The sequence below is a fragment of the Rickettsiella endosymbiont of Miltochrista miniata genome (genome assembly GCF_964031245.1).
Lineage (GTDB): Bacteria > Pseudomonadota > Gammaproteobacteria > Diplorickettsiales > Diplorickettsiaceae > Aquirickettsiella.
Map to the genome: position 1 here is coordinate 1466070 of NZ_OZ035017.1, position 22139 is coordinate 1488208.

The window sequence follows — 22139 nt, forward strand, 5'->3', positions numbered from 1 at the left end:
CCGTAGACTAACATTTAACACAGAAATCAAGTCTATCACGCAGGGTTATGCTGCTCTTCTAGCCAAGTTTTAACGGCCATGTAATTTACCTTACCACTACCTAATAATGGCATACTATCAATAAAATATAATCTTCGCGGTAAACTTAATTCAGAAAATCCCTTTTCTTTGAATGCTTTAATAAGAATAGCTCGAGTTGCCAATTTATAATCTGTAACTAAAACAAGTTGTTCCCCTTTTTTCGCATCGGGAACACTTAATATTGCATGGTGTTTATCAGGCCATAAGTCATAAATTATATTCTCTATTGCTGTTAAAGAAACCATTTCACCACTAATTTTTGCAAAGCGTTTCGCCCTATCTTTTATAGATAGATATCCTTCGTCATCCACCTCCACAATATCTCCCGTATCATACCAACCATGGCTGGGAGGGATAATTTCACCAATTTGTTCTTTGCTTAAGTAACCTAACATTACATTAGGGCCTGATATCAATAAACGTCCTCCCTGCTTAATTTCAGGAACAGGTTCAATCTCATAGCGGATACCCGGTAAGAAATTACCTACGGTACCTGGTTTATTTTGCATCGGTGTATTCACACTAATAACTGGAGAGGCTTCTGTCACACCATAACCTTCAAAAATACGAATTCCAAATTTTTCCATCCATAGTTTGCGTGTTTTTTCTTTTAATTTTTCTGCACCGGCAAAAACATAACGAATGCTATAAAAATCATAGGGATGGGCATAACGACCATAGCCGGCTAAAAAAGTATCTGCTCCAAACATGATAGTGGCATTACATTCATAAATCATATTAGGAACTTTACGATAATGTAAAGGAGATGGATAAATAAAGGTTTTTATTCCATGATAGATGGGTAAGATGATGCATGCAGTTAATCCAAACGCATGAAAAAATGGTAATGAACTAAAGAAAATATCTCGCTGATTAAAATCGACCTGTGTAGTCACTTGGGCAAGATTTGCCTGTATATTTTTATGACTGAGAACCACTCCTTTAGGCTCACCCTCTGACCCGGAGGTAAATAAAATAACTGCTGGATCTTGTGGGTTAGTACCTTTTTTTAATTTTTTATAATAATAATACTGGGGAAATCGGCTTAGTAAACTCGCACGAAGTTTGTCTTTCCAAGTAATTTCTTCTTTTATATCTTCTAAATAAATAATTCGAATAGATTTTTCATTCAATCGGTTAACAAGATCAAATAGATTACCTACTTCAATAAATTTTCTGGAGGTGAATATGCTATGAACCTGAGCAATCCTACAGGCTGATTCTATTTGCGCAAAACCCGCTGTGTAATTTAATAACGCAGGTACTCTACCATAGGCTTGTAAAGCAAAAAAATTAACGACTGCAGTCACCGTGTTAGGCAACAAAAGTCCTACTGCTTCCTGATACTTAGTATAACGACAAATGTAAGGACCTAAAATAAAACAACGAGTTATTAATTGATTATAGTTAATGGGCACTCGGGCAATATCTTCTAATATTTTTGTAGGACCCTTATGAATTGATTTCGCTTCTAATAAAGATTGAAATAAGGTTTTATTATAATCTGTGCTTCTAAATAACATCTCCACCATCATGTCATAAAGCTGATTACTAATGAGTTGTCTCCTTTTACGACTACTCATAGTAGGATCAACAATAAATTTTCTAGGTGGTAAAATTGAAATGTAAATTTTAGGAAACCAACGTATTTGGACTTTTCCACGTAAGCGGGAGAAAGGAGTATATTGCGCACCTTGTAAACGAATAGGCAGTAAATTAACTTTTGCATGATCCGCTATTAACCCCGGCCCTTCATAAAGCTTCATCAACGCACCGGTGGTGGTAATTCTTCCTTCAGGAAAAATTACACATTTTTGTCCTTTTTTTACCTCCTTAATTAAAGTCTTGATAGCTAAAGGATTCAAAGGATCTAACTCAAAAACTTTAGAAAAATATAAAAAAGGTCGTATCCACCAAATACGTGATGTAAAACTATTAATCGCGAATAAAAGCTCATCGGGTAAAAATGCATAAAGGAGTACCACATCTAGAAAAGAAGTATGGTTCGCTATAATAACTACACTTTCACCTGCCTCTTTATAATTCTCAAAACCATTTAACTTCACATCATATAGACATCTCAATATTTTTCGTAAAATTGGTTTAATCAATCCTTGTGGTATTAATCGTGTGGCATATATGGCCAATCCTGTATTAATAACCCCCAATAGTAAAAAAATCTGCGCAACACTTAAATCAACTTTAAGTAAAAAAACAATAATGATACTGGAGAGAACTATAAAAAAAGAATTAATAATGTTTGTCGCGCCTATTGTACGCGCACGATGTTCGGTAGCAGTATCAGTTTGAATTAAGGCATAAAGAGGCACTGCATACATCCCCCCACTCACTGATAAACCTAACAAGTCTATACAAATTCGCCAATGTAGTAAGGAATTAAAAAAGCCAGAGAAATTAATTAGTTCTTGTGGATTATAGATAGAATGATTGGACGCAAAATAAAGATCAATCATAAAAATACTCATCAACCAAAGGCTAACGGGTATCCATTTCATACTTATTCTATGTTTTAATAATCGATTACAAACCAATGAACCACAAGCAACACCTACTGTAAAAATAGCTAAAAAAAGTGTCACCACACTCGCATCTGCATGCAAAATATTCTTAGTAAAACTAGGAAATTGCGTTAAAAAAGTAGAGCCTATTATCCAAAACCAAGAAATAGCGAGTATCGCTAAAAAAACCTTTTTTTCAGTTCTTACTTGTTGAATAATGTTTATTGATGATTGAATAAAATTTAAATTCAATTTTAAATTTGGATTTGCTTTAGTGGTTGCCGGAATATAAAAACTAGCGAATAATCCCAAGCCCGCAATAGAAATTATTATGGTTGAAATCCATCTTAAATCCGTATGATTAGCTATTAATAAGCCGCCTAATATAGTTCCTATCAAAATAGCAATAAATGTACTTGCTTCAACTAATGCGTTACCTGCAATTAATTCATTCTTTTCCAATAAATCCGGTAAAATAGCGTATTTAATGGGGCCAAAAAAACTCGAATGTATCCCCATAAAAAATAAAACTAACATCAATAAACTTACTGAATGGAGGTAAAAACCTAAGCTTGCCAGTAACATAAAAGTACATTCGAAGCCTTTGATAATAATCGTCAAATATCTTCGACTTAGCTTATCGGCTAACTGTCCTGCGAATGCTGAGAAAAGAAAAAAAGGTAAAATAAACAATCCAGCCGCTAGAGTAACTGAAAGCTGCTGCAACAATAGGGATTGTGTGATGAGTTGATAAGTAATTAAGATAATTAATGCATTTTTAAAGACATTATCATTAAATGCCCCCAAGAATTGAACTAACAATAAGGGCACAAATCGTCGATTTTTTAGCAAAGAAAACTGCGTAAATACGGGCATAAACCCTCTCATGAGGCCGAGCAAACGCCCCATTTAAAAAATTTTACCAGTATAACATACGAAAATTGCTTGCTTTTAAACCTATTTTTATAAATTCTGACAAGAATTTCAAGCCAGGTTAGTAAAATTAAATGAGATTAAGGAAAAAACTGAATAAATAGCTTAAAAAATTATAGGGTGCAAGACTTAACTGTAATGAATAGACCAGTTGATATTAATTGATTGCGCAGGTATTATCCTTACCCGCAGTTGGCACAAGTTTTTTGCGCATAAAGCGGCTTAACATGCCAACGCTTAACATAAGTTTGGTAGAATACGGGGTATAGCGCAGTCTGGTAGCGCGCCTGCTTTGGGAGCAGGATGTCGGGGGTTCGAATCCCTCTACCCCGACCAATTATTTATACTTAGTTTTACTCATTAACTAGTAAAGTATATTGTATAATTTTTGATCTTAACATCCAAAGGTATATTAATTTAGATAAAAATTAACTTTTGATCAGGATATGAACCCTGTTATTTAAACTTTTATTAAGATGGTAATTTTTCAGGAATAGCGCCTGTAGCTCATCTGGATAGAGCATCGGCCTTCTAAGCCGAGGGTAGCAGGTTCGAGTCCTGCCAGGCGCACCAATTCATAATTGCGCTCTTATGTTTAATGGTGGACGTAGCTCAGTTGGTAGAGCCCCGGATTGTGATTCCGGTTGTCGTGGGTTCGATCCCCATCGTTCACCCCATTTTTGGGCCGTTAGCTCAGCTGGTAGAGCAGTAGACTCTTAATCTATTGGTCGATGGTTCGATCCCATCACGGCCCACCAAAATTTCTCCTTAAAATCAAATATTTATACAACTTTAGCACTCGCGCTCATAGAACTATTGGTTGCAAGTGCTGATAGTGTGGACCTATGTGCAGATTGCTCTACAATGCTAAAAAACCCCCGACTAATGACTTGGGATATAGGCATAACTTTAGCGCGAGTATTATTTTCATGTGTAGATAATAGTTGCAGGGGATCTACGGAGTCTAAAATAATAGACGTATTCCCCGCTTCTCGTCTTAAGCTTCCTTTAACATGCCTCTGAGCAGTTGAAACCACGCTCATCATCACTTCGAGCTCTGCTTGCAAAGCCTGTAAATTTTCTGTGAAACTATTCACCTCTTCTAAATTTATCTGAGATTCTCGGCTTAAATGTTCAAGCTCCTCTTTTCTATCCTCTAGAATATGCCAAACCCAGCGTAATTCGTCTTTTCTTTTGCTCATACTATTCAGATGAGCTAGCTGCGTCTCTATACAAACAAGTAATTCTTTCCATATTGCTTTTTGTTCTGTTGTAATAAAAACAACTTGTGGAATTCTCTGAGATGATAAAGTCTCTCGAGTTCTTTTTACAAAAAAATTTTGTAACCAGCCGTAAAGTTTTTTCCCTTCGTTCACTATGACTTGAAATAGCATAAGTTGGGCATTAAATTGATCAAGATCAAATACATAAGCTTGGCCTTGTTTGGCTTCAAGTACGCACCGACCCAGCTGCATTGCAGAGTTATTGTCTTTGCTGGAGTTATTTGTATTAGTATTCTGCAAGATATTACGCTGCTTACTTACTTCCCAATCACAATGTCCAATCAATAAATTTTTCTCACTACCTGGAGCCAAATAAGTAATATGTGAATAGGGAAACCCCATGATATCTGCTAAGGTCCTTGCTACACTGTTGCTGTTTCCTCCCTTGCAAAAAAATAGTAAAGCCCAGTAATCAATATCCAATTTCGTAATTTTAGCCGAAGCATTTAATGCTTTATACCAATGGGTATAAATTTCTTCTCTCGGTGCAACCAGATATGTCCGTGAATGTTGATCTAAACGATACAATCCTGAGAAACCGAAATTATTAGGTTTTATAGGGCTTTGCTTATCAAGTGGATATATCCAAGTTTGTATGCGATTGACCCACCAACCCTTATGTGTCGGTTTATTGGTTTTCCTATCTGTTTTTAAACCATGTATTTCACTGACAATATATCCTCTATTATCGTAAAGTACCCAAAAATTGTGGGCAAAATTCAGAAAACCATATTTTTCAAGCATAAATTCACGCATCTCAATAGTATAGTTTTCGCTTTTCAAACGTCCTAGTCTTCGAGACCCCTCCTCTACAGCGTTCTCTTCTAAGGAATTAGAAAGGATAGATTCTTTATCAGAAACCAGGTTTATGGTAAGAGTTTTTTTGGTTATACTTAAGGTTGTTTGCCGCATGATTTATATCCTTTTTTTAAAAAAAACTATGATCCCCTAATCTAATATTTTAATTATCGTACCACCACCTTGTGCTCAGATTACCTGCAATCCCAGTAAATACGCGAGGATCCTGGTCCAGAAAATATTTCTTATTAAATGGCAACATGCACAATATTCTGTGAATGCTATCACTGAGCACAATTTTTTACCTTTAAAAATAAATTACGTTAATTTGCTCGATAAGTCCTTATAACTTGTTTCGTTATTTTTTTTGACTAAACTGAAAAAAGTATTAATTCTATCTAAGGAGATTTGTATGCCTCTTGTTAAAGGAAAAGCCGCCAAAACTTCTAAAGGATTTTCAGCTAATGTGAAACAAGAGATTAAAGCAGGAAAACCTCAGAAGCAAGCAGTTGCTATTGCTTATAGCATGGCACGAAAAAAAACCAGAAAAAGCAAAAAAAAATAGTTATTTTCAGACATCAAAATCATTTGGAAAGTAATTCTTAACAAAATAAAGCGGTCTTTTTTTTATCTCATTAAAGGTTCTCCTCAAATATTCACCAATAATGCCTAAGGTAAATAATTGTATACTACCTAAAAATAAAATAATCACCATTAAAAAAGGATAACCTCTTGCGGAGTTGCTCGATAAAAAATATAGATAAAGACATACTTTCTTTCATATGGAATGTTTATTAGAACCGAAGGTCCAGTATCGATGTACCAAGAAATTCCAAAACAAAATTACGCCTGAAGCTAAAATTTGACTTATTATATAGGTATAATAGATTAGAAAAATTTTCATTAATAAGAAATTAAGAAAAAGTCCAAACATAGAATTCAGTGTAAACCTTACTAAAGATTTTTTATGCGATAAACTACTTTTAAAAGTAAAGTAATGATTTAAAGTATAATTAACCAAAGCCCCAGCAATATAACCAATAGTAGAAGCACAAATAGGTTTTATAAAGAGAAATTCAACAAAACTTATTAAAATTGAAAATTGAATCAATGCTGATAGAGCACCTACTATGAAAAAACGTGAGAATTGTTTTGTGATAGCTTTCATAAAGGTGTTATGACTCGTAAGAATAAAAAAAACGCATTTTCCCGACATAATAAATAAATTATTTTCCCTGTTAACCTAAGTTTATAGCTTTATACAATCTTCCTAGTTTAGGATAAATTTTATCATTAATTACAAAATAATTTTTTTCCTTAGCAAATCAAGCATCTCGTAAAGGGGGCTAGGATAAATTAACCTATCGGTTTCAGCTGCGACACTTAATCCTGTAGCCACAAAATCGTTCGAATAGACTGGAAACTCTTAGTTTGTAGTATAACTTGCTTGGCCGTCAGAGTATAATCTCCTCAATTATAGCGCAAAGATAGAATAGCCAAGAAAAAATAAAAAAAACCGATAAAGATAAAACTTATCATAAAGCGACCCTCTGCTTGGACTGTAGAACCAATCATGATACCCAATAAATTTCCTAGCTTTAATGAAGTATTACCCAAACCCACTATTTGTGAGCGTCTGTCATTTTTGATCCCTTTTAACAAAAACGTAAAAAGTATCAAAGAAATAGCGCCCAGACTTATTCCCAGAAATAAACTTAGTATAAACGCCAAATAAGCTTTGGTAACAAAAGCATAGCCACAATAGACTAAGCCACTTACCAACAATGCTATAATTAAAATTCTCTTTCCCCAAACTAAACGATTATTCTGTCTATCAATGACTCGACCAAGATTAGGGGTAGTTAATGACATCGTCAAAGCCATTAATGCATAAATGATCCCTATTGTTATATTACCCGAATGCAATTGCTCAACGACATACAAAGAAAAAAAAGGCGTCGACATCCATCGCGCAGCTTGAGTAAAACAAATTAGAAAAAGTAAAAAATTTTCACCAGGATAAATTGTTTTTATCTTTTTAATTTTATTTGTTATATTTTCTTTGTGAAATGGATTTTCAATTAAAAACTTACCTAATAAAACTGAAACTAGGGCACAAACAAAACCTGAAGTCATAAAAATAGATAGATATCCGTAATAATTAGCTAAAAATCCCCCGCATATGGGTCCTACAATGCTGCCCAATGCTGTAGCTGATTGTAAACGACCGACTATCTGACTGTGTGCGTTGATAGGGGTAATTTTCAATGACCATGCTTGCGCAGCTGCCGTAAAACCTGCCAGAGCCCCTTGTAACAACCTAATCAATAGGATCCACCATGGATTTTTGAAAAAAATTAATGCCCATTGGGTAATGGCCAATGCAAATCCTGCACGTAGTATCATTTTTTTATAGCCGCTATATTCACCTATTTTAGTCCATAATAACGTGGTAAAAATTGTTGTAAGCATTGGAGCCATATAAATAGCTCCTGTCCAATATTGTAATATGTTAGCGTCAAAAGAATAGTATGAAGATAAAATTAATGGCCAATAGGGATCACTCATATCAAGCATAGCAATAATAATTAGCTGGCTAAGCATTATATAACGTGTCTGCTGACCCCAAGAAGAATCTGATGCAGCAAGCTTCATGATTAAACGCTTAGAGGATTCACTATCTGCGAAAATAAACCATCACGTAAGTAATTTTTTTCTAATCTCATACGAAGCAATGCTTTTATTGGCCAATGGGAATTTAGAATCGTATTAAACTCTTTTTTCCAAGTAATTGGACACATTCGATTTTTTAATGCATAAAACCTTTGTTCTGTCACTTCTCTAACAATTTTCCAAAAAGGCTTTTCTTCACAATTAAAATAATTCGCTAGAAGTAATACTATTTCACCTAAATGTAACTGGTAAACAGTATATAGAAGCTGGTTTCTTACCGTTTCTTTATTTTTTTGTAAATAAGGAGAATTTTCAGTTAGATCCAAATTAATTCCCATTGATTGCAAACTTTCGTCATGCATTTCTATCCCATCAAAATCTCTAGCTATAAACCTTTTAATTTTTCCATCTCTAAGAATCGCCAAAGTGTTTTGCTGATGCCCCTCTAGAGCAATGCCATACAGTAAAAAAAGATCTAAATAGCTACCCAATACCAAATCTGTATAATGAAGAAAGTAACCTAATGCATCTTGATATGTTAAACAACCTGATAATTGCATTATTTCAATAAATAAATTGGTTTCGCTCAATGAGGATTTTTCAAAAAAAGCGGCTACGACGATAGCCACTTCATTATCATTAAGATGCTGTGTGATATTCTCTCGAAAAATAGCAGTAAAATGCTTTGCCTCATCTACATTTAGTTCCTTTAAATGTAAACCATAAGACTCTGGTAATAATCCCAACCGGCTAGAGAAGTAGTTCTCGGTTATCAAAATTTTTTTCAAAATATTGCTAATTCTTGGCATATTTTTTGTTGATATGGGCGATAATGTCCTTACAATACTCGTAGCTTGCACAGCGACTGGCAATTTAATATAAGGCGAATTACTATTTTCTATAGGTAAAAGTGTACGGAATGATAAAGTGGGACTTGCTATAATTTTGGCTTTATCAAAAAAAACAATTATTTTATTTTCGATATAATCTTTAAACAAGGGTAATATGAATGTAAAATAATAAACTTGCCAAGGATGGACCGGAAATGGAATATAATTCTTGACTTCCAAATTATTTTTTTTTAATTCTTCTATCCAATTGGCCCATGCAACTGGGTAACATTCACTAAACCATTCAGTAAAATTTATATTTTGTTGCATGGATTCTATATGGACATATTGTTTTTTTACTGCTGCAATATAAATACCAACTTTAGATTGAAATTCAGGCGAATAATTAATAGTATCTTCAATAGTAAAACCTAGCTTCGTTTTTGCACAAGGATGATAAGGATGTCCGCTAAAAACTGACTGTTCAAATTGCAATGAGCCATTAACTGTTATTTGTGGTGATTTTAATAAATTATTCAGTTGATGATGAGAATTTTTTTTACTTCGATCGATCAATTTATTTACACTGTATTTCTTCCAAGTAGAAAGCAACGCATTTTGTAAATGATTGGCTATTTCCTTATAAAATTTTAACCATTGATCCATATTCAAAATACTTTCCAGTTCGTTTTTGACGATGTCTAGCAATTTTAATGGATCGGTAATAGTTTGTTTTAAGGACGTAGCCTTATGTTTCAAAATTAAGCTGTCAAAGTGAGTAAATCTTAATAAAGAAAATAGTTTTACTCTAGTAACGTACATAAAATAATTGGAGCGTTGGAGGTCAAAAATTACCGTAGCATTTTGGTAATGATAGGGTAAAATATCTTCACGTAAAAATGCCAATAACAGTTGTTTTAGAGAATGTTTATTGACTTCGGAAATACATTCATTGATTGAAAGATTAAAAGTATTTGAATAAAGCTTATATTGCTCACTGAAGTTTGTTTCTTGAGCGGATATCCTGTCTATCACATGCATAATTCTTTCCTTAGAAACCAAATCAGATTATTTGAGTAGTAATTAACTACTAAATGTCCCAATAATATATAGTAAGGTAGCTATTATTCATGGTTTTAGAGTTGAGTCAAGAATTCCAATTGAACTCTTTTGCTTTTTATCTTTTAATATATACTTTAAATTATTTTAAGGTAAGTAAAAATTAAATATGTCAACATTTTTTATATTTCTCTTATTACTAATATGTATTTTATTAAGTCTACTTAATTATAAAAAAACGAGTTTGATAATCGGTTCAGTTGTAATTGTAAGTTATCTCGTTATAGGTGACGGCTTTTTTCCTGCTTATTTATTACACAATTTGCAATCACCTTATAGTCAATCTAAACCTATCAACTGGGAGAAAACTAACACCATTATTTTATTAGGTGCAGGCACTAGTAAAGATCCGAGTTCTAATAGAATAAAGCCTAGCATATTGGCATTTTCAAGAATTGCACAAACTGCAATAATCTATCATGAATGTAAAAAAGCTAATGCGCTCTGTCATATTCTAATAAGTGGCGGGGACCCATTGAATAATGGAAAATCAGAAGCAAAAACCTATCAAGAAAGTTTATTATCTTTAGGGATCAACTCAAACGATATTCAATTGGAGACTCAAAGTAAAAATACTTATCAAAACGCTAAGTTTTCAAGTTCTCTTTTAAAGAAACAATATAGTAAGCAACTTTTACTAGTTAATTCAGGGTTAACTCTTAAACGTGCACTTTTATATTTTTCTTTTTTTAACCTTTATCCCAAGCCTATCGCTGCAGATTTTATTACTATCCCGATTTCTAAATTCCCACTAGGTTACAACTTTGCGATGAATGATTTTGCAATTCATGAATATATAGGAATACTTCGTTTTTATATTTATAATTTTTTGGGGTGGAATAAAAAATAATTCCAACTAAGAAAATAAATTTACCTAACTAATTATTTTTCTATTTGGCTATATTCATATGCCTTTCGCAAACCTTGTAAAACCAAATCTGAGATTAGTGTATCGAATAAACCGGTTTCTTCATAAAGCTGCGCAAAGCCACCTGTACCAATGACTTTGACAGCTTCACCATGAAAAACTTCGTTTTTAAATCCTAAAATAATTTCTTTAAGCGCTCCGAAATGCCCATAATAAAGACCGCTTTGTATACTTTCACGCGTTGTCCTACCCATATAACTACTAGGTGTTTCTATGTCCACAGCCATCAATTTAGCGGTATTATTTTTTAAGGCTTCCATACAAAGTCGCAATCCTGGCAAAATAGCACCACCCAAATAATTTCGATCCTTGGTAATAGCGCATAAGGTCGTAGCAGTCCCCATATCAACAACAATCAATGCTTGTTCGGGGAAAGTAGCTATTGCGCCTATAGCATTCGCAATTCTGTCGGCGCCTACTTCATTTGGATTTTTACAGCGGATATTTAAGCCAGTTTTAACGCCAGGCTGTAAAACAAAATAATCAGCACCTTTAAAATACTGGAAAAAACTATGCCGCAACGTATAATCGTAGTTTGGAACCACGGATGAGATAGCAATCGCTTTAATTTCCAAAGGTTCCAGTTTATTATACTTAAGTATATTTATTAAAAAAATTCCGAATTGATCGGCTGTTCCCAATAAAGGGGTCGCGTAACGAAAACGTAGAATAAGCTTTTCTTTAGCGAATACTCCACATAGCATGTGTGTATTACCTACATCCAAACATAACAACATAATTGACCTGAAGTTATAAATAATCAATTACACTATACTTAAAATGCCCGCCCAATGACAATCTCTTCAAAGAAAAATTCTGGTTTTAATGCAGAAAAACCTGCCGAAATTATAAAACTCGATCTAAATGAAAACCCTCTTGGCGCTAGCCCTCTTGCAATAACCGCGGGTCAACAGGCCATGCTTAATTGCCATCGATACCCCGATAACGATGGATTTTCTTTAAAGAAATCTTTATCTGCACATTTAAGTATTCTCCCTGAAAATATTACACTAGGTAATGGCTCAGAAAGCTTATTAGAACTCATTGTCAAAAATACTTTAGGGCCATTAAATTCTGCCGTTATCCCAAATTTTTGTTTTACAGGAATTTCGAAAATCTTAAAAAAGGCAAATATAGCAGTTAAAATAGCTAAAAATTCACATTCATATCTCTCCGCTGTAAGTTTGCTAGAAGCTATTGAACCCATGACCACAGTAGTTTTCATTGTTAATCCTAACAACCCTACTGGCAATTATATGAATAAATTAGAGTTACTCTATCTATTGAGACATCTCCCCCAGAAAATATTCGTAGTTTTAGACGAGGCCTATGCTGAATACGTTGAAACCGACGACTATCCCGATAGCACCCAGTTGTTAAAACAGTTTCCTAATTTAATCATTCTTAGGACCTTTTCCAAAATTTATGGTTTGGCAGGGTTGAGGCTAGGGTATGCCATTAGCGAGCTAGAAATAGCTAGTTCGTTAAATCTTAGCTCCTTACCTTTCAGGGTTAACGCGGTTGCCTTGGCCGCAGCAGAAGCTAGTCTCAAAGATCAAAAGCATGTTAATGCAGCCCGCTTGATTAATCGACTAGGATATTTTCAACTTTCCAAAGGCTTACAAAATCTAGGATTGAAGGTATTACCATCTTATACTAACTTTATTTGCCTAGATTTGAAGTCGCCGAGCTGGCCTATCTATCAAGAGCTTTTGTTGTATGGCATATCCGTAAGACCTTTGCATGACTATAGTTTATCTAGGTTTTTACGCGTTTCTATCGGAACAGATAAGCAGAACCAATCCTTTTTGAACACATTGGAAAAAATATTAATTAAATCTAGCATCTAGTTAGGATAAGTGCCCCTTAGTGCTATCTAGATAGGTATTTTTCATTTAAAATAGGCTTTAGATAATTAAAATAACAATAGACTTCGGGACAAAAATAATGAGGGCGCTTACCCTGTTTCTTTACGAAGCCATCATGCATCCTAGTATGGTGGGGGCATTATTTCCTAGCTCGAGAAGGCTTGCTTATAGTTTAACTCAGCAAATATCCACCAATCCGCCTGGGTTAGTAATTGAACTGGGAGCCGGAACAGGGGCTATTACAGCTGCGCTGATAGATCAAAAAAAACTTTTTCATCAACTTATCGTTATTGAACGATCGGCAAAACTCTCTAATCATTTAACACAACGTTTTCCTAAATTAAGAATTATCCAAGGAGATGCCCGTCAGTTACATAAATTAATTAATCAATCTACCTCTGCCCCTATACAAGCTATCGTTTCTAGTTTACCTTTACGCAGCTTATCACCTTCTATTGTAAATAAAATTGGTACTGAGATTAATCATGTTTTAAGAAAAGGAGGTTTATATATTCAGTATACCTATAGTTTATGGGGAAAACCTTTATGCCCTTCTCCACAGCTAAAATTAATCCGCCAACAATGGGTGTGGCAAAATTTACCCCCAGCTCGTATTGATGTATTTCGTCACGAATGAATACCCTTCTTTCTATTGCAGTAACCAGCCGTGAAATTTCTTTATTATCTACAGCACAGGAATTAGCAAAAAAAAACTCCTTACCTTATATAGATTATTTTGAAAAAGAAAACTGTGATTATGTCTTAACTTTAAGCTCGACAGGTTTATATCTAGAGGATGTCAAAAAAGAACTTGGCTCGTTAAAAATCGATTTCCTTCAGGGAAAGCTAGCTTATCGATTACGCTATATCCAAAATCAAAAACAGTTATTGGCCAGGGCGATTGGATTAAAACCAAATTTTAAGCCTGTAGTTCTAGATGCAACAGCAGGTTTTGGATGCGATAGCTTTATTTTAGCTCAGCTAGGTTGCTCCGTCACCCTTTTAGAACGTTCATCGATAATTTTTCTTTTATTGGAAGACGCTTTAAAACGCGCCTTAAATAACCCAAAATTTTTAACCTTATCAGTTAAACTAATAAAAACCGAGGCAGCTATTTATTTAAAACAAATAACTGCCTGCAAACGATCATATCCTGAAATTATTTACCTCGATCCCATGTATCCTCATTCCACTAAATCTGCATTAGTAAAAAAGGAAATGCGCCTTCTTCGACAACTTGTTGGTGACGATAATGATGCGCCTAATTTATTAAAATTAGCCGTCAAATATGCGACACAGCGCGTCGTAGTAAAAAGACCTAGGTTATCCCCTTATTTAGCAGAAATAAAACCCCATCATAGTATATTCGGTAAACAACTCCGCTTAGATGTATATTTAACTCATTTTCTTAACAGCTAAACACAGCCGTGCTTAAGCACTCCATATTTTCGTCGCCAGTTCCCCTATCTTGAGTATTTTTAAATAATCCACTACTTGCATTACTAGTATTTCTTTGCATGGTAGTTTCAGCTTGAATTGTCTCGGCATCAACTTTAGTACTCTGAACTGCAGTCGAAACATTCTGTTGTGAAAATTCAGGGCTGATACATTGATCGTTTTCGGATTCAGCTAAATTTTCTGATGTTAGAAATATTTGCTCAGAGCTTGAATCGTGTAAATTTAAACATTTTTCAGATATTGGGATGGGTAACTGCTCATCTATCCAAGTTAGTTGCTCACTTTGTACCAAATGTTCCACTATGTTTCCTGCTCGGATCGTTTTACTTTCAAGATTGTAAGCATATGAATAGAAAGATGCTAGAACAAATGCTCCTATCGCTGTACCTATAATTAATATGATCGGGAAAAAGGCTGGCACAGCAGTTGAAGCTATGACTGCAGCGTATACAGCCGTTATAGGTCCCCACATAACAAGCCGAAAAACCAAACTACCAGTGCCTAAGCGCTTGATAATAACCACGAATCGGTTTAAAACTTTCTTACAGCTGGTCCAAATGGGTAACTCATCGGTGAAACGACGCAATAATCGATCATAGTCCCGCAATGACATGTTTAATATTTCTTTATTGGGTACTTCTTTTTCCAATGCGTCAATTTTAAATTTTAAGACGTCAAATTTAGCTTCGTGGGCTTGATTCGCCTTATACGCCGAATAAATACCGTAACTTACACCAATTAAGAGAGTTACTCCGACTATAATTGCAGTTGCTATAAGACCTATGGGTGTAAAACTCGCAAATGGAACTACCGCAGGACATAGTGCATAAGTGAGAATGACTTTAGTTCCATCTAGGAATAACCAACCCACAAACAAAGGTAAAAAACATCCATCAAGAAAACCCATGCATATGGCATAGTATTTAATGAAATGTCGATTTTTAATTACTTTTTTTAAATCCTTCATTAATGATGAATCTTTCAATCTTACTGACGACTCAACATTTTTATTTCTCATGCAGTCTAAAAATATTTTTTGTTTATTTAATTTAACTAATTTCTTTTCAATCATCTGTTTATGTTGAGTTTCTATAGTATGCGCTTCCATGCCTTTATTCGTATTAAATGTCCGATAAGTATTTATAATCTTAAAAATTAGTAACGAAGGCAAAGCAACAAGTAAGGCTATTCCTAACGGGATAACCGAAATCGCAGCAACAGTAACCACTGGGGCAATAGGGATAAAATAAAAAATAAACATTAAAATCCAATAAATAAAACTTGCCTGTCCCAAAGCAGCCAAAATAGGCGGAATAAAATTTTTATTTTTTCTGTTTTTATTTTTTTCTAAAATTTTTGATGAATTTTTCTTGATTAAAGTTTCTATGTGGTTAAAAAAAATTTTGGCATACTTATCTGTTAAACCGATAGTCCAATTATTTTCTTTACCTTTAATTTGAAATTTTTCTATTTTTCCTTCGGGATTTATTAATTGACAAACTTGGACTAAGATTTTTTTATGTAGCATGTCAAGTATTTCTTGTTTTAGAATTTTTGGATTTTCTTTCAAAAATTTATTTAATGCTTTTAAACGCTGCCCTTCCATTCCTGAAGCAAATAATCGACGTCTCCAGCAGGCAATTTTTGATATATCAGGAGGATAAAAATGGGCTACTGCTTGTAAATATTCGTAAGTGATTGGACCGATAGTACGTTCATCTTGCTCAATTTCGCCCATTTTATTTTTTATTTCTTCTTCTGAAACTGTTTTAAATATACGGCTAAAATAAAAATAATGACTATTTCGTTCTATTTCACGCAATTTACAGTATTTAATAACATAAACGCCTATCGAAACGGCAAACAAACCAAGAATTGCCAGTGCACCATCGATGACTGCCACATATTTACTATTATTAATAGCGTCAAAAAATTTAAAATCTTTATCGCAAGCACCTTCAATCACACTAACATTAAAAGAAGGCGTAGCAACAACCTCATCTAAAGAACAGAGACAACTATTAAAAACAGGAATTTTTGTTTTAGGGCTCCGCATCCAATCTGGTTTTTTTTTTAATAGCGACTTTTCACCTGGTGAATTCGGTCCGGATACACTTCTTTGTCTTTCGAATCTTGGCGGATGACTAGAGTTATTTCCACCAAATTCGGATGTTGCTCCTACTTCCTGAGCAGGTTCTTTTTTTACAATGGCAACTTTTTCGTCCATAAGAGCTCCTTTTGGAATTTGGCAGATGACAATTATAAGTGTTTATAAATATTTTTTTATCTTTAGTATATATTACTTTATTAAAAATTTATTTATTTTAATAAAAAATTAAAATAAATTTTGTCATTTATAATTAAATCTGAAACTTTTTTTAATCGACTATTTCGTTTACACTTTGATTAATATGAAATCTTTTTTGAAATGGGCAGGAAATAAGCATCGAATTCTTGATAAACTGAAAGCCTATTTACCTAAAACCGATCGCTTGATAGAACCATTTTTAGGTTCGGCTACTGTTTTTCTTAATACTTCTTACTCTGCTTATCTATTAGGTGATAACAATCTTGATTTGATTCAATTATATAAATATTTGCAACAAGAAGGTCAATTTTTTATTGATTATTGTCGATTATTTTTCCATGAGAACTATAATACCGCAGAAGAATTCTACCGCTTACGTCGTTTATTTAATGATAGTAAGGAATATCGCAAGAGAGCCGCATTATTGTTATATTTAAATAAACATTGTTTCAATGGATTAGCTCGCTTTAATCAAAAAGGCGAATTTAACACTCCTTTTAGCTACTATAAAACTCCATATTTTCCTGAGAAAGAAATGCAATACTTTTATGTGCATGCAAGAAAAGCCGAATTTATCCATGGAGATTTTTTATCCACTCTGGAGTATGTAAAACAAGGAGATATAATATATTGCGATCCTCCTTATGTTGGGTTATCTAAAACCGCAAATTTTACTCACTATACAGCAGAAGGATTTAGTCATTCACAACAAATATGCTTGGCAAACGCTGCAAGAAACCTGGCTGCAAAGGGGATTCAGGTGATAATTTCCAATCATGATACTGAATTTACACGCGAGATTTATAAAGATGCAACTATTGTTTCATTTATAGTGCAGCGAAATATTAGTAGTAAAGGATCAGAACGAAAAAAAGCCAAAGAACTACTAGCAATTTTCTCCTAGCATTATTATATCGAACTTACCTATCCCTAAACTCTATACGAATTGGACTGCCAATAATTTTCAGTGCCTTGCGATAAAAATTTTCAAGATATCGACGATAAGATTCAGGTAAAAAACTAACGTGTTGGCCATGGATAAGAATAACTGGCGGATTATATCCGCCAGGATGGGCATAACGCAATTTAACTGTTCGCCCACGACTCAATGGTGGTTGATGTGCGTTAACCGCTTGTTCTAATAAACGAGTTAAGCGTGATGTGGTTAGACTTTGTGTTGCAGATCGATATGCCTGTTGAATCAGTGCAAATAAATTGCCAACACCCGTACCATGAAGAGCCGAAATAAAGATGAGTTTAGCAAATGGTACAAATTGTAAACGTCTATCCAAATCTTTTTTGACTTGCGCTCTTTGTTCGTTAGACAAGCCATCCCATTTGTTTACAGCAATGATAAGCGCTCTACCACTTTCAAGTATAAATCCTAAAAGATGTAAATCTTGCTCACTAATGCCTTCCTGCGCATCAATTATCAGTAAAACAACATTACTAGCTTCAATAGCCTGCAAACTTTTAATTACAGAAAATTTTTCTATCTCTTGGACTGTTTTTGATTTTCGACGAATACCTGCTGTGTCGATGAATGTATATAATTTACCACGATACTCAACATCATTTGCAATACTATCGCGAGTAGTGCCCGGTTGATCAAAAACGATAGCCCGCTCTTCACCTAAAATTCTATTTAACAAAGTTGATTTGCCAACGTTCGGTTTCCCTATAATAGATACCTTTATTCTTGGAATTTCATCTTCTTCTGACAATGGATGTTCGGTGATTAAGGTTTCATTCTTAGGAAAATGATTTAATACTTTTTCCATTAATCCTTGAATACCTTGGCCATGAATTGCAGAAATAATTGAAAACGATGTCGTATCAAAACCTAATAACGAAAACTCACTTTGTAATAAATTCGGATCTAAGCCTTCACTTTTATTAATCACCAATGTAATTTTCTTATTTAGCCGACGTAAAAGTTGTGCTAATTGCTGATCCAGGGCCGATAACCCTTCCCTTCCATTAACTAAAAATAAAACATGATCAGCTTCAGTGATGGCACGTTGGGTTTGCTGTTCCATTAGAAAAGCAACATCTTTTTCTTTACTACCCGTTAACCCTCCGGTATCTACGACAATATAAGGTTGGTTTCCCACAACTCCCTTGCCATAAAGCCGATCTCGGGTTAAACCGGGAATATCTGCAACCAAGGCGTGACGAGTTTTAGTTAAGCAATTAAATAAACTCGACTTTCCTACGTTCGGTCGACCTACAAGAACAATACTTGGCAAAGCGGAATTACTCATACAGGTAAGGTCGTATGAGTCCAAGCAGATAAACCACCTTCCCTGGTAAGAATACATACTAGCGGATAATCCACAACTGGATTAGCTATAATACTGGCATTATCATGTACAAGATCCCTCGCTAAAGGGCGCCCATCAGATTGAGCAAGCCAATGAATATAACCTTCTCGGTCACCTATAATTAAAGTATTGCCAAAAATAGCCGGCGCAGTTAAACCTCGATGTCTTAACAAGTGTTGCTGCCAAAGTAATTCACCTGTAGCACGATCAAAAGCCCAGACTCCTCCTTCCGTATCTGTTATATACAAGCTATTTCCTATAGTAAGACCTGAATAACTTGAAAAATTTCTTTGCCATAAAATTCGTCCGGATTGTAAGGAAACAGCAGCCAATTGACCTTGATAAGTAACTACATAAATTACATCACACGACAATAATGGATCAGCTGCTATATCAATTAATTGATCAGCGGCAGTCACACCTTGTGGAAACGCAATATTTCGCTCCCATAGTAAATTACCATTCCTTAGATTCAATGCAGCTAATTTACCATCAGAAAAACCAACTACAACCTTATTACCCACAATTTGTGGTGCACTACTCGGCCTTAGGATTAACAGTGGTGAACCATGTTCATAAGACCATAATGACTCACCGGTTTGTAATTCTAATGCTAATACTTGTCCATCTACAGTTTTAAAAATAATTTGACCTTGTCCGATAGCAGGAGGAGCTAATACTTGGTTAGGTAATTGCACTCGCCACAAAACATCTCCAGTGTCCGCCGCTAAAGCTATCGCTTGAGGTTGCTTAGTAACAACGATAACTTTCCCGCAACTAACTGCTGGACCACTCGTTATGATTTGCTTAATATTTTTTTGCCATAATTTATGGCCATGCGCTAACTCTAAAGCAGTTACAAGACCGGATTTACTTGCCACAAAAACTTGGTCTTCTTGAATAACAGGACTTAACCGTAAATAGTCATCCCCCATACCTCTACCGGTTGCTACAGACCAAAGCAATACCGGTTGAAATTGGAAAGGATACGCAGTCAAAGGTGCTGGCATGGGTGTATTATCATCACCTAAACCAGCACAAGCCGTTAAAAATAACAAGCAAATAAAAATACTGGGGACATAAATTTTCTTCATTAGATTTCTCATCGAGCGTAAGCCAAATTATTAATTTTCATTTCTAACAGAGGTTGCTCAATAATATTTCCCAAAGCTTGCTTAGCTGCTAAATAGTTTTGCAATGCTTGTTTGCTATGGCCTAAATTATTAAGAATATCTCCCTTTTCCTCCAAAAAAATTGGAATATATGCTTTATCTTCATTTTTAGATAGTATGTTCAATGCTTCTTTTGCTTGGTTTTGAGTTAATAAAATTCGCGTTAAACGTAACCGCGCAATAGATTGTAAAGCTTGATCGTGACCATGATCGATAATCCAAACTAATTTACTCGCAGCCTCAGTTAAATTATTTTGATTAACCGCTAGTTTAGCTAATTGTAACGCCGCTAAAGAAGCATAAGGTGTATAGGGATAATTTTTCAACAATCCATTCGCCAATCCATTTAATGTAGATATATTTTCATTTGCAGCTATTGATGCTACTAAGCGTTCATACTGCATGGATGCTGTAAGCAAATTATTTTCTTTCGTTTGACGCCAGTAATTCCAGCCCCAACTAATAAAAATAGCAAAAATAATACCTATTAAAATTCCGAAACCATATTCACGGCACCATTTTTTTACATACTCAGCTTGCTCTATTGCGATTAGTTCATTCATACGCTTAACATTCCTGCAATTTTTTGTACTGCTTCGGCTTGGGGTATTATTTCTTGAGGGCTTTTTTCTCTTAAGTTTTTAATAACGAAAGTGTCAGACTTTACTTCATCATTTCCCAAAATTAATGCAAAACGCGCTTCACTTTTATCCGCACGTTTAAATTGAGCTTTTATTCCATCCCCGCTCACATCAAGTGTCAAACTGATAGCTGGCAACTCTGTACGTAAATATTCTGCAAAAATTAACCCTTTTTGTATAGCCATATCACCTATCATAATAAAATATATATCAGGAACTGCGAGGGAGGTTGCAGAATTTATTTTAGGTAGTAAGTTAATTAAGCGCTCTAAACCTATGGCAAAACCCACAGCCGGCGTTGCATGCCCACCTAATTGCTCTACTAACTTATCGTAACGACCTCCTGCACAAACAGTATTTTGAGCGGCTTGCTGCTCATCTGCAACAATCCATTCAAAAACTGTCTTATTGTAATAATCTAACCCCCGAACCAAACGAGGATTTATAGTGAAACAAATATCTGCATTAGTGAGTATTTCTTGTAAAATACAAAAATCTTGTTGGGAATCAGAATCAAGATAATCAAGCAACTTTGGTGCTTTTTCAATGAGCCCCTGCATATCAGGGTTCTTACTATCTAAAATACGCAATGGGTTGGTTTGTAGTCGCCGTTGGGAGTCTTCATCTAAATATTTTAATTGTTGAGTAAAATAATTAACTAAGCTTTCTTTGTGTGACTTGCGTGATATTGAAGATCCGAGTGAATTAATTTGCAAACTTAATTGATGTTTTATGCCTAATTCTTCCCAAAGACGTGCTGACATCAAAATTAGTTCAGCATCAATATGCGGTTGAGCCATGCCAAACACTTCCACGCCAAATTGATGAAACTGCCTATAGCGACCTTTTTGAGGTCGTTCATGCCTAAACATGGGGCCCAAATACCACCAGCGTTGAATTTGATTGTAAAGTAAACCTTGCTCTATACCAGCTCGGACACAACCGGCAGTCCCTTCAGGTCTTAAAGACAAGCTATCTCCATTACGATCGATAAAAGTATACATCTCCTTTTCAACAATATCGGTTACATTGCCAATACAACGTTTAAACAGTTCTGTTTTTTCAAGAATAGGTAAACGAACTTCTTGATATCCATATTGTTTGGCAAGTTTACGCAAAGTATTTTCAACTTTCTGCCAAGTAAAAATTTCTATCGGCAGAATATCATTCATGCCACGTATTGCTTGTATTTTTTCCGCCATAA

17 protein-coding genes and 4 tRNA genes are annotated in these 22139 nt (G+C 34.7%); 10 read left to right on the forward strand and 11 right to left on the reverse strand.

Annotated features, from left to right (window positions below):
• Nucleotides 1-35 precede the first annotated feature (35 nt).
• Nucleotides 36-3476 (reverse strand): acyl-[ACP]--phospholipid O-acyltransferase, encoded by a 3441-nt coding sequence (locus AAHH40_RS06735; RefSeq protein WP_342219907.1) that lies wholly within the window; start codon nucleotides 3474-3476, stop codon nucleotides 36-38.
• 316 nt (nucleotides 3477-3792) lie between these two features.
• On the opposite strand from AAHH40_RS06735, the gene AAHH40_RS06740 reads away from it, so the two are divergent.
• The 4 genes from AAHH40_RS06740 to AAHH40_RS06755 all read left to right on the forward strand — a co-directional run bounded on the left by AAHH40_RS06740 (nucleotide 3793) and on the right by AAHH40_RS06755 (nucleotide 4291).
• A tRNA-Pro gene (locus tag AAHH40_RS06740) sits at nucleotides 3793-3869 on the forward strand.
• Between the two features lie 160 nt (nucleotides 3870-4029).
• A tRNA-Arg gene (locus tag AAHH40_RS06745) sits at nucleotides 4030-4106 on the forward strand.
• A gap of 28 nt (nucleotides 4107-4134) precedes the next feature.
• Nucleotides 4135-4210: transfer RNA gene (locus AAHH40_RS06750), tRNA-His, on the forward strand.
• Nucleotides 4211-4215: 5 nt separating this feature from the next.
• Nucleotides 4216-4291: transfer RNA gene (locus AAHH40_RS06755), tRNA-Lys, on the forward strand.
• Nucleotides 4292-4315: 24 nt separating this feature from the next.
• Here the strand turns inward: AAHH40_RS06755 and AAHH40_RS06760 are convergent.
• On the reverse strand, nucleotides 4316-5728 hold the full coding sequence (locus AAHH40_RS06760) for a hypothetical protein (protein ID WP_342219909.1): 1413 nt from the start codon (nucleotides 5726-5728) through the stop codon (nucleotides 4316-4318).
• A gap of 298 nt (nucleotides 5729-6026) precedes the next feature.
• Here AAHH40_RS06760 and AAHH40_RS06765 point away from each other — a divergent pair, with 298 nt between their 5' ends.
• Nucleotides 6027-6179, forward strand: a complete 153-nt coding sequence (locus tag AAHH40_RS06765) for a hypothetical protein (RefSeq protein ID WP_342219910.1) — start codon at nucleotides 6027-6029, stop codon at nucleotides 6177-6179.
• A 213-nt stretch (nucleotides 6180-6392) separates the two neighbouring features.
• Here the strand turns inward: AAHH40_RS06765 and AAHH40_RS06770 are convergent, their stop codons facing one another.
• The 3 genes from AAHH40_RS06770 to AAHH40_RS06780 all read right to left on the reverse strand — a co-directional run bounded on the left by AAHH40_RS06770 (nucleotide 6393) and on the right by AAHH40_RS06780 (nucleotide 10158).
• The gene (locus AAHH40_RS06770; protein WP_342219911.1) at nucleotides 6393-6830 is read right to left on the reverse strand and encodes a GtrA family protein; all 438 of its coding nucleotides are present in this window, start codon (nucleotides 6828-6830) and stop codon (nucleotides 6393-6395) included.
• A 254-nt stretch (nucleotides 6831-7084) separates the two neighbouring features.
• Nucleotides 7085-8269, reverse strand: a complete 1185-nt coding sequence (locus tag AAHH40_RS06775) for an MFS transporter (protein WP_342219912.1) — start codon at nucleotides 8267-8269, stop codon at nucleotides 7085-7087.
• Between the two features lie 2 nt (nucleotides 8270-8271).
• Nucleotides 8272-10158: an IucA/IucC family protein gene (locus AAHH40_RS06780; protein WP_342219913.1), complete on the reverse strand. Its 1887-nt coding sequence runs from the start codon at nucleotides 10156-10158 to the stop codon at nucleotides 8272-8274.
• 187 nt (nucleotides 10159-10345) lie between these two features.
• On the opposite strand from AAHH40_RS06780, the gene AAHH40_RS06785 reads away from it, so the two are divergent.
• Complete coding sequence (locus AAHH40_RS06785) at nucleotides 10346-11086, forward strand: YdcF family protein (RefSeq protein WP_342219914.1); 741 nt, start codon at nucleotides 10346-10348, stop codon at nucleotides 11084-11086.
• A 32-nt stretch (nucleotides 11087-11118) separates the two neighbouring features.
• Here the strand turns inward: AAHH40_RS06785 and AAHH40_RS06790 are convergent, their stop codons facing one another.
• A complete protein-coding gene (locus tag AAHH40_RS06790) occupies nucleotides 11119-11901 on the reverse strand; it encodes a type III pantothenate kinase (RefSeq protein ID WP_342219915.1) in 783 nt (260 codons plus the stop codon).
• A gap of 54 nt (nucleotides 11902-11955) precedes the next feature.
• On the opposite strand from AAHH40_RS06790, the gene hisC reads away from it, so the two are divergent.
• From hisC to AAHH40_RS06805, 3 genes are all read left to right on the forward strand, one after another.
• Nucleotides 11956-13014, forward strand: coding sequence for a histidinol-phosphate transaminase (gene hisC, locus AAHH40_RS06795; RefSeq protein ID WP_342219916.1), 1059 nt, complete (start codon nucleotides 11956-11958; stop codon nucleotides 13012-13014).
• A gap of 97 nt (nucleotides 13015-13111) precedes the next feature.
• The gene (locus tag AAHH40_RS06800) at nucleotides 13112-13669 is read left to right on the forward strand and encodes a class I SAM-dependent methyltransferase (RefSeq protein WP_342219917.1); all 558 of its coding nucleotides are present in this window, start codon (nucleotides 13112-13114) and stop codon (nucleotides 13667-13669) included.
• On the forward strand, nucleotides 13666-14451 hold the full coding sequence (locus AAHH40_RS06805; protein WP_342219918.1) for a class I SAM-dependent methyltransferase: 786 nt from the start codon (nucleotides 13666-13668) through the stop codon (nucleotides 14449-14451). The genes AAHH40_RS06800 and AAHH40_RS06805 overlap by 4 nt, the downstream gene beginning before the upstream one ends.
• Here the strand turns inward: AAHH40_RS06805 and AAHH40_RS06810 are convergent.
• A complete protein-coding gene (locus AAHH40_RS06810) occupies nucleotides 14441-16717 on the reverse strand; it encodes a hypothetical protein (RefSeq protein ID WP_342219919.1) in 2277 nt (758 codons plus the stop codon). The genes AAHH40_RS06805 and AAHH40_RS06810 overlap by 11 nt on opposite strands.
• A 184-nt stretch (nucleotides 16718-16901) precedes the next feature.
• Here AAHH40_RS06810 and AAHH40_RS06815 point away from each other — a divergent pair, with 184 nt between their 5' ends.
• The gene (locus tag AAHH40_RS06815; protein ID WP_342219920.1) at nucleotides 16902-17702 is read left to right on the forward strand and encodes a Dam family site-specific DNA-(adenine-N6)-methyltransferase; all 801 of its coding nucleotides are present in this window, start codon (nucleotides 16902-16904) and stop codon (nucleotides 17700-17702) included.
• Between the two features lie 16 nt (nucleotides 17703-17718).
• Here the strand turns inward: AAHH40_RS06815 and der are convergent, their stop codons facing one another.
• The 4 genes from der to hisS are packed head-to-tail and all read right to left on the reverse strand — an operon-like array spanning nucleotide 17719 to nucleotide 22137.
• The gene (gene der, locus AAHH40_RS06820) at nucleotides 17719-19047 is read right to left on the reverse strand and encodes a ribosome biogenesis GTPase Der (protein ID WP_342219921.1); all 1329 of its coding nucleotides are present in this window, start codon (nucleotides 19045-19047) and stop codon (nucleotides 17719-17721) included.
• A gap of 11 nt (nucleotides 19048-19058) precedes the next feature.
• Nucleotides 19059-20216, reverse strand: coding sequence for an outer membrane protein assembly factor BamB (gene bamB / locus AAHH40_RS06825; protein ID WP_342219922.1), 1158 nt, complete (start codon nucleotides 20214-20216; stop codon nucleotides 19059-19061).
• An 8-nt stretch (nucleotides 20217-20224) separates the two neighbouring features.
• A complete protein-coding gene (locus AAHH40_RS06830; protein ID WP_342219923.1) occupies nucleotides 20225-20857 on the reverse strand; it encodes a YfgM family protein in 633 nt (210 codons plus the stop codon).
• A complete protein-coding gene (gene hisS, locus AAHH40_RS06835; RefSeq protein ID WP_342219924.1) occupies nucleotides 20854-22137 on the reverse strand; it encodes a histidine--tRNA ligase in 1284 nt (427 codons plus the stop codon). Before hisS ends, AAHH40_RS06830 begins: the two co-directional genes overlap by 4 nt.
• Nucleotides 22138-22139 lie beyond the last annotated feature (2 nt).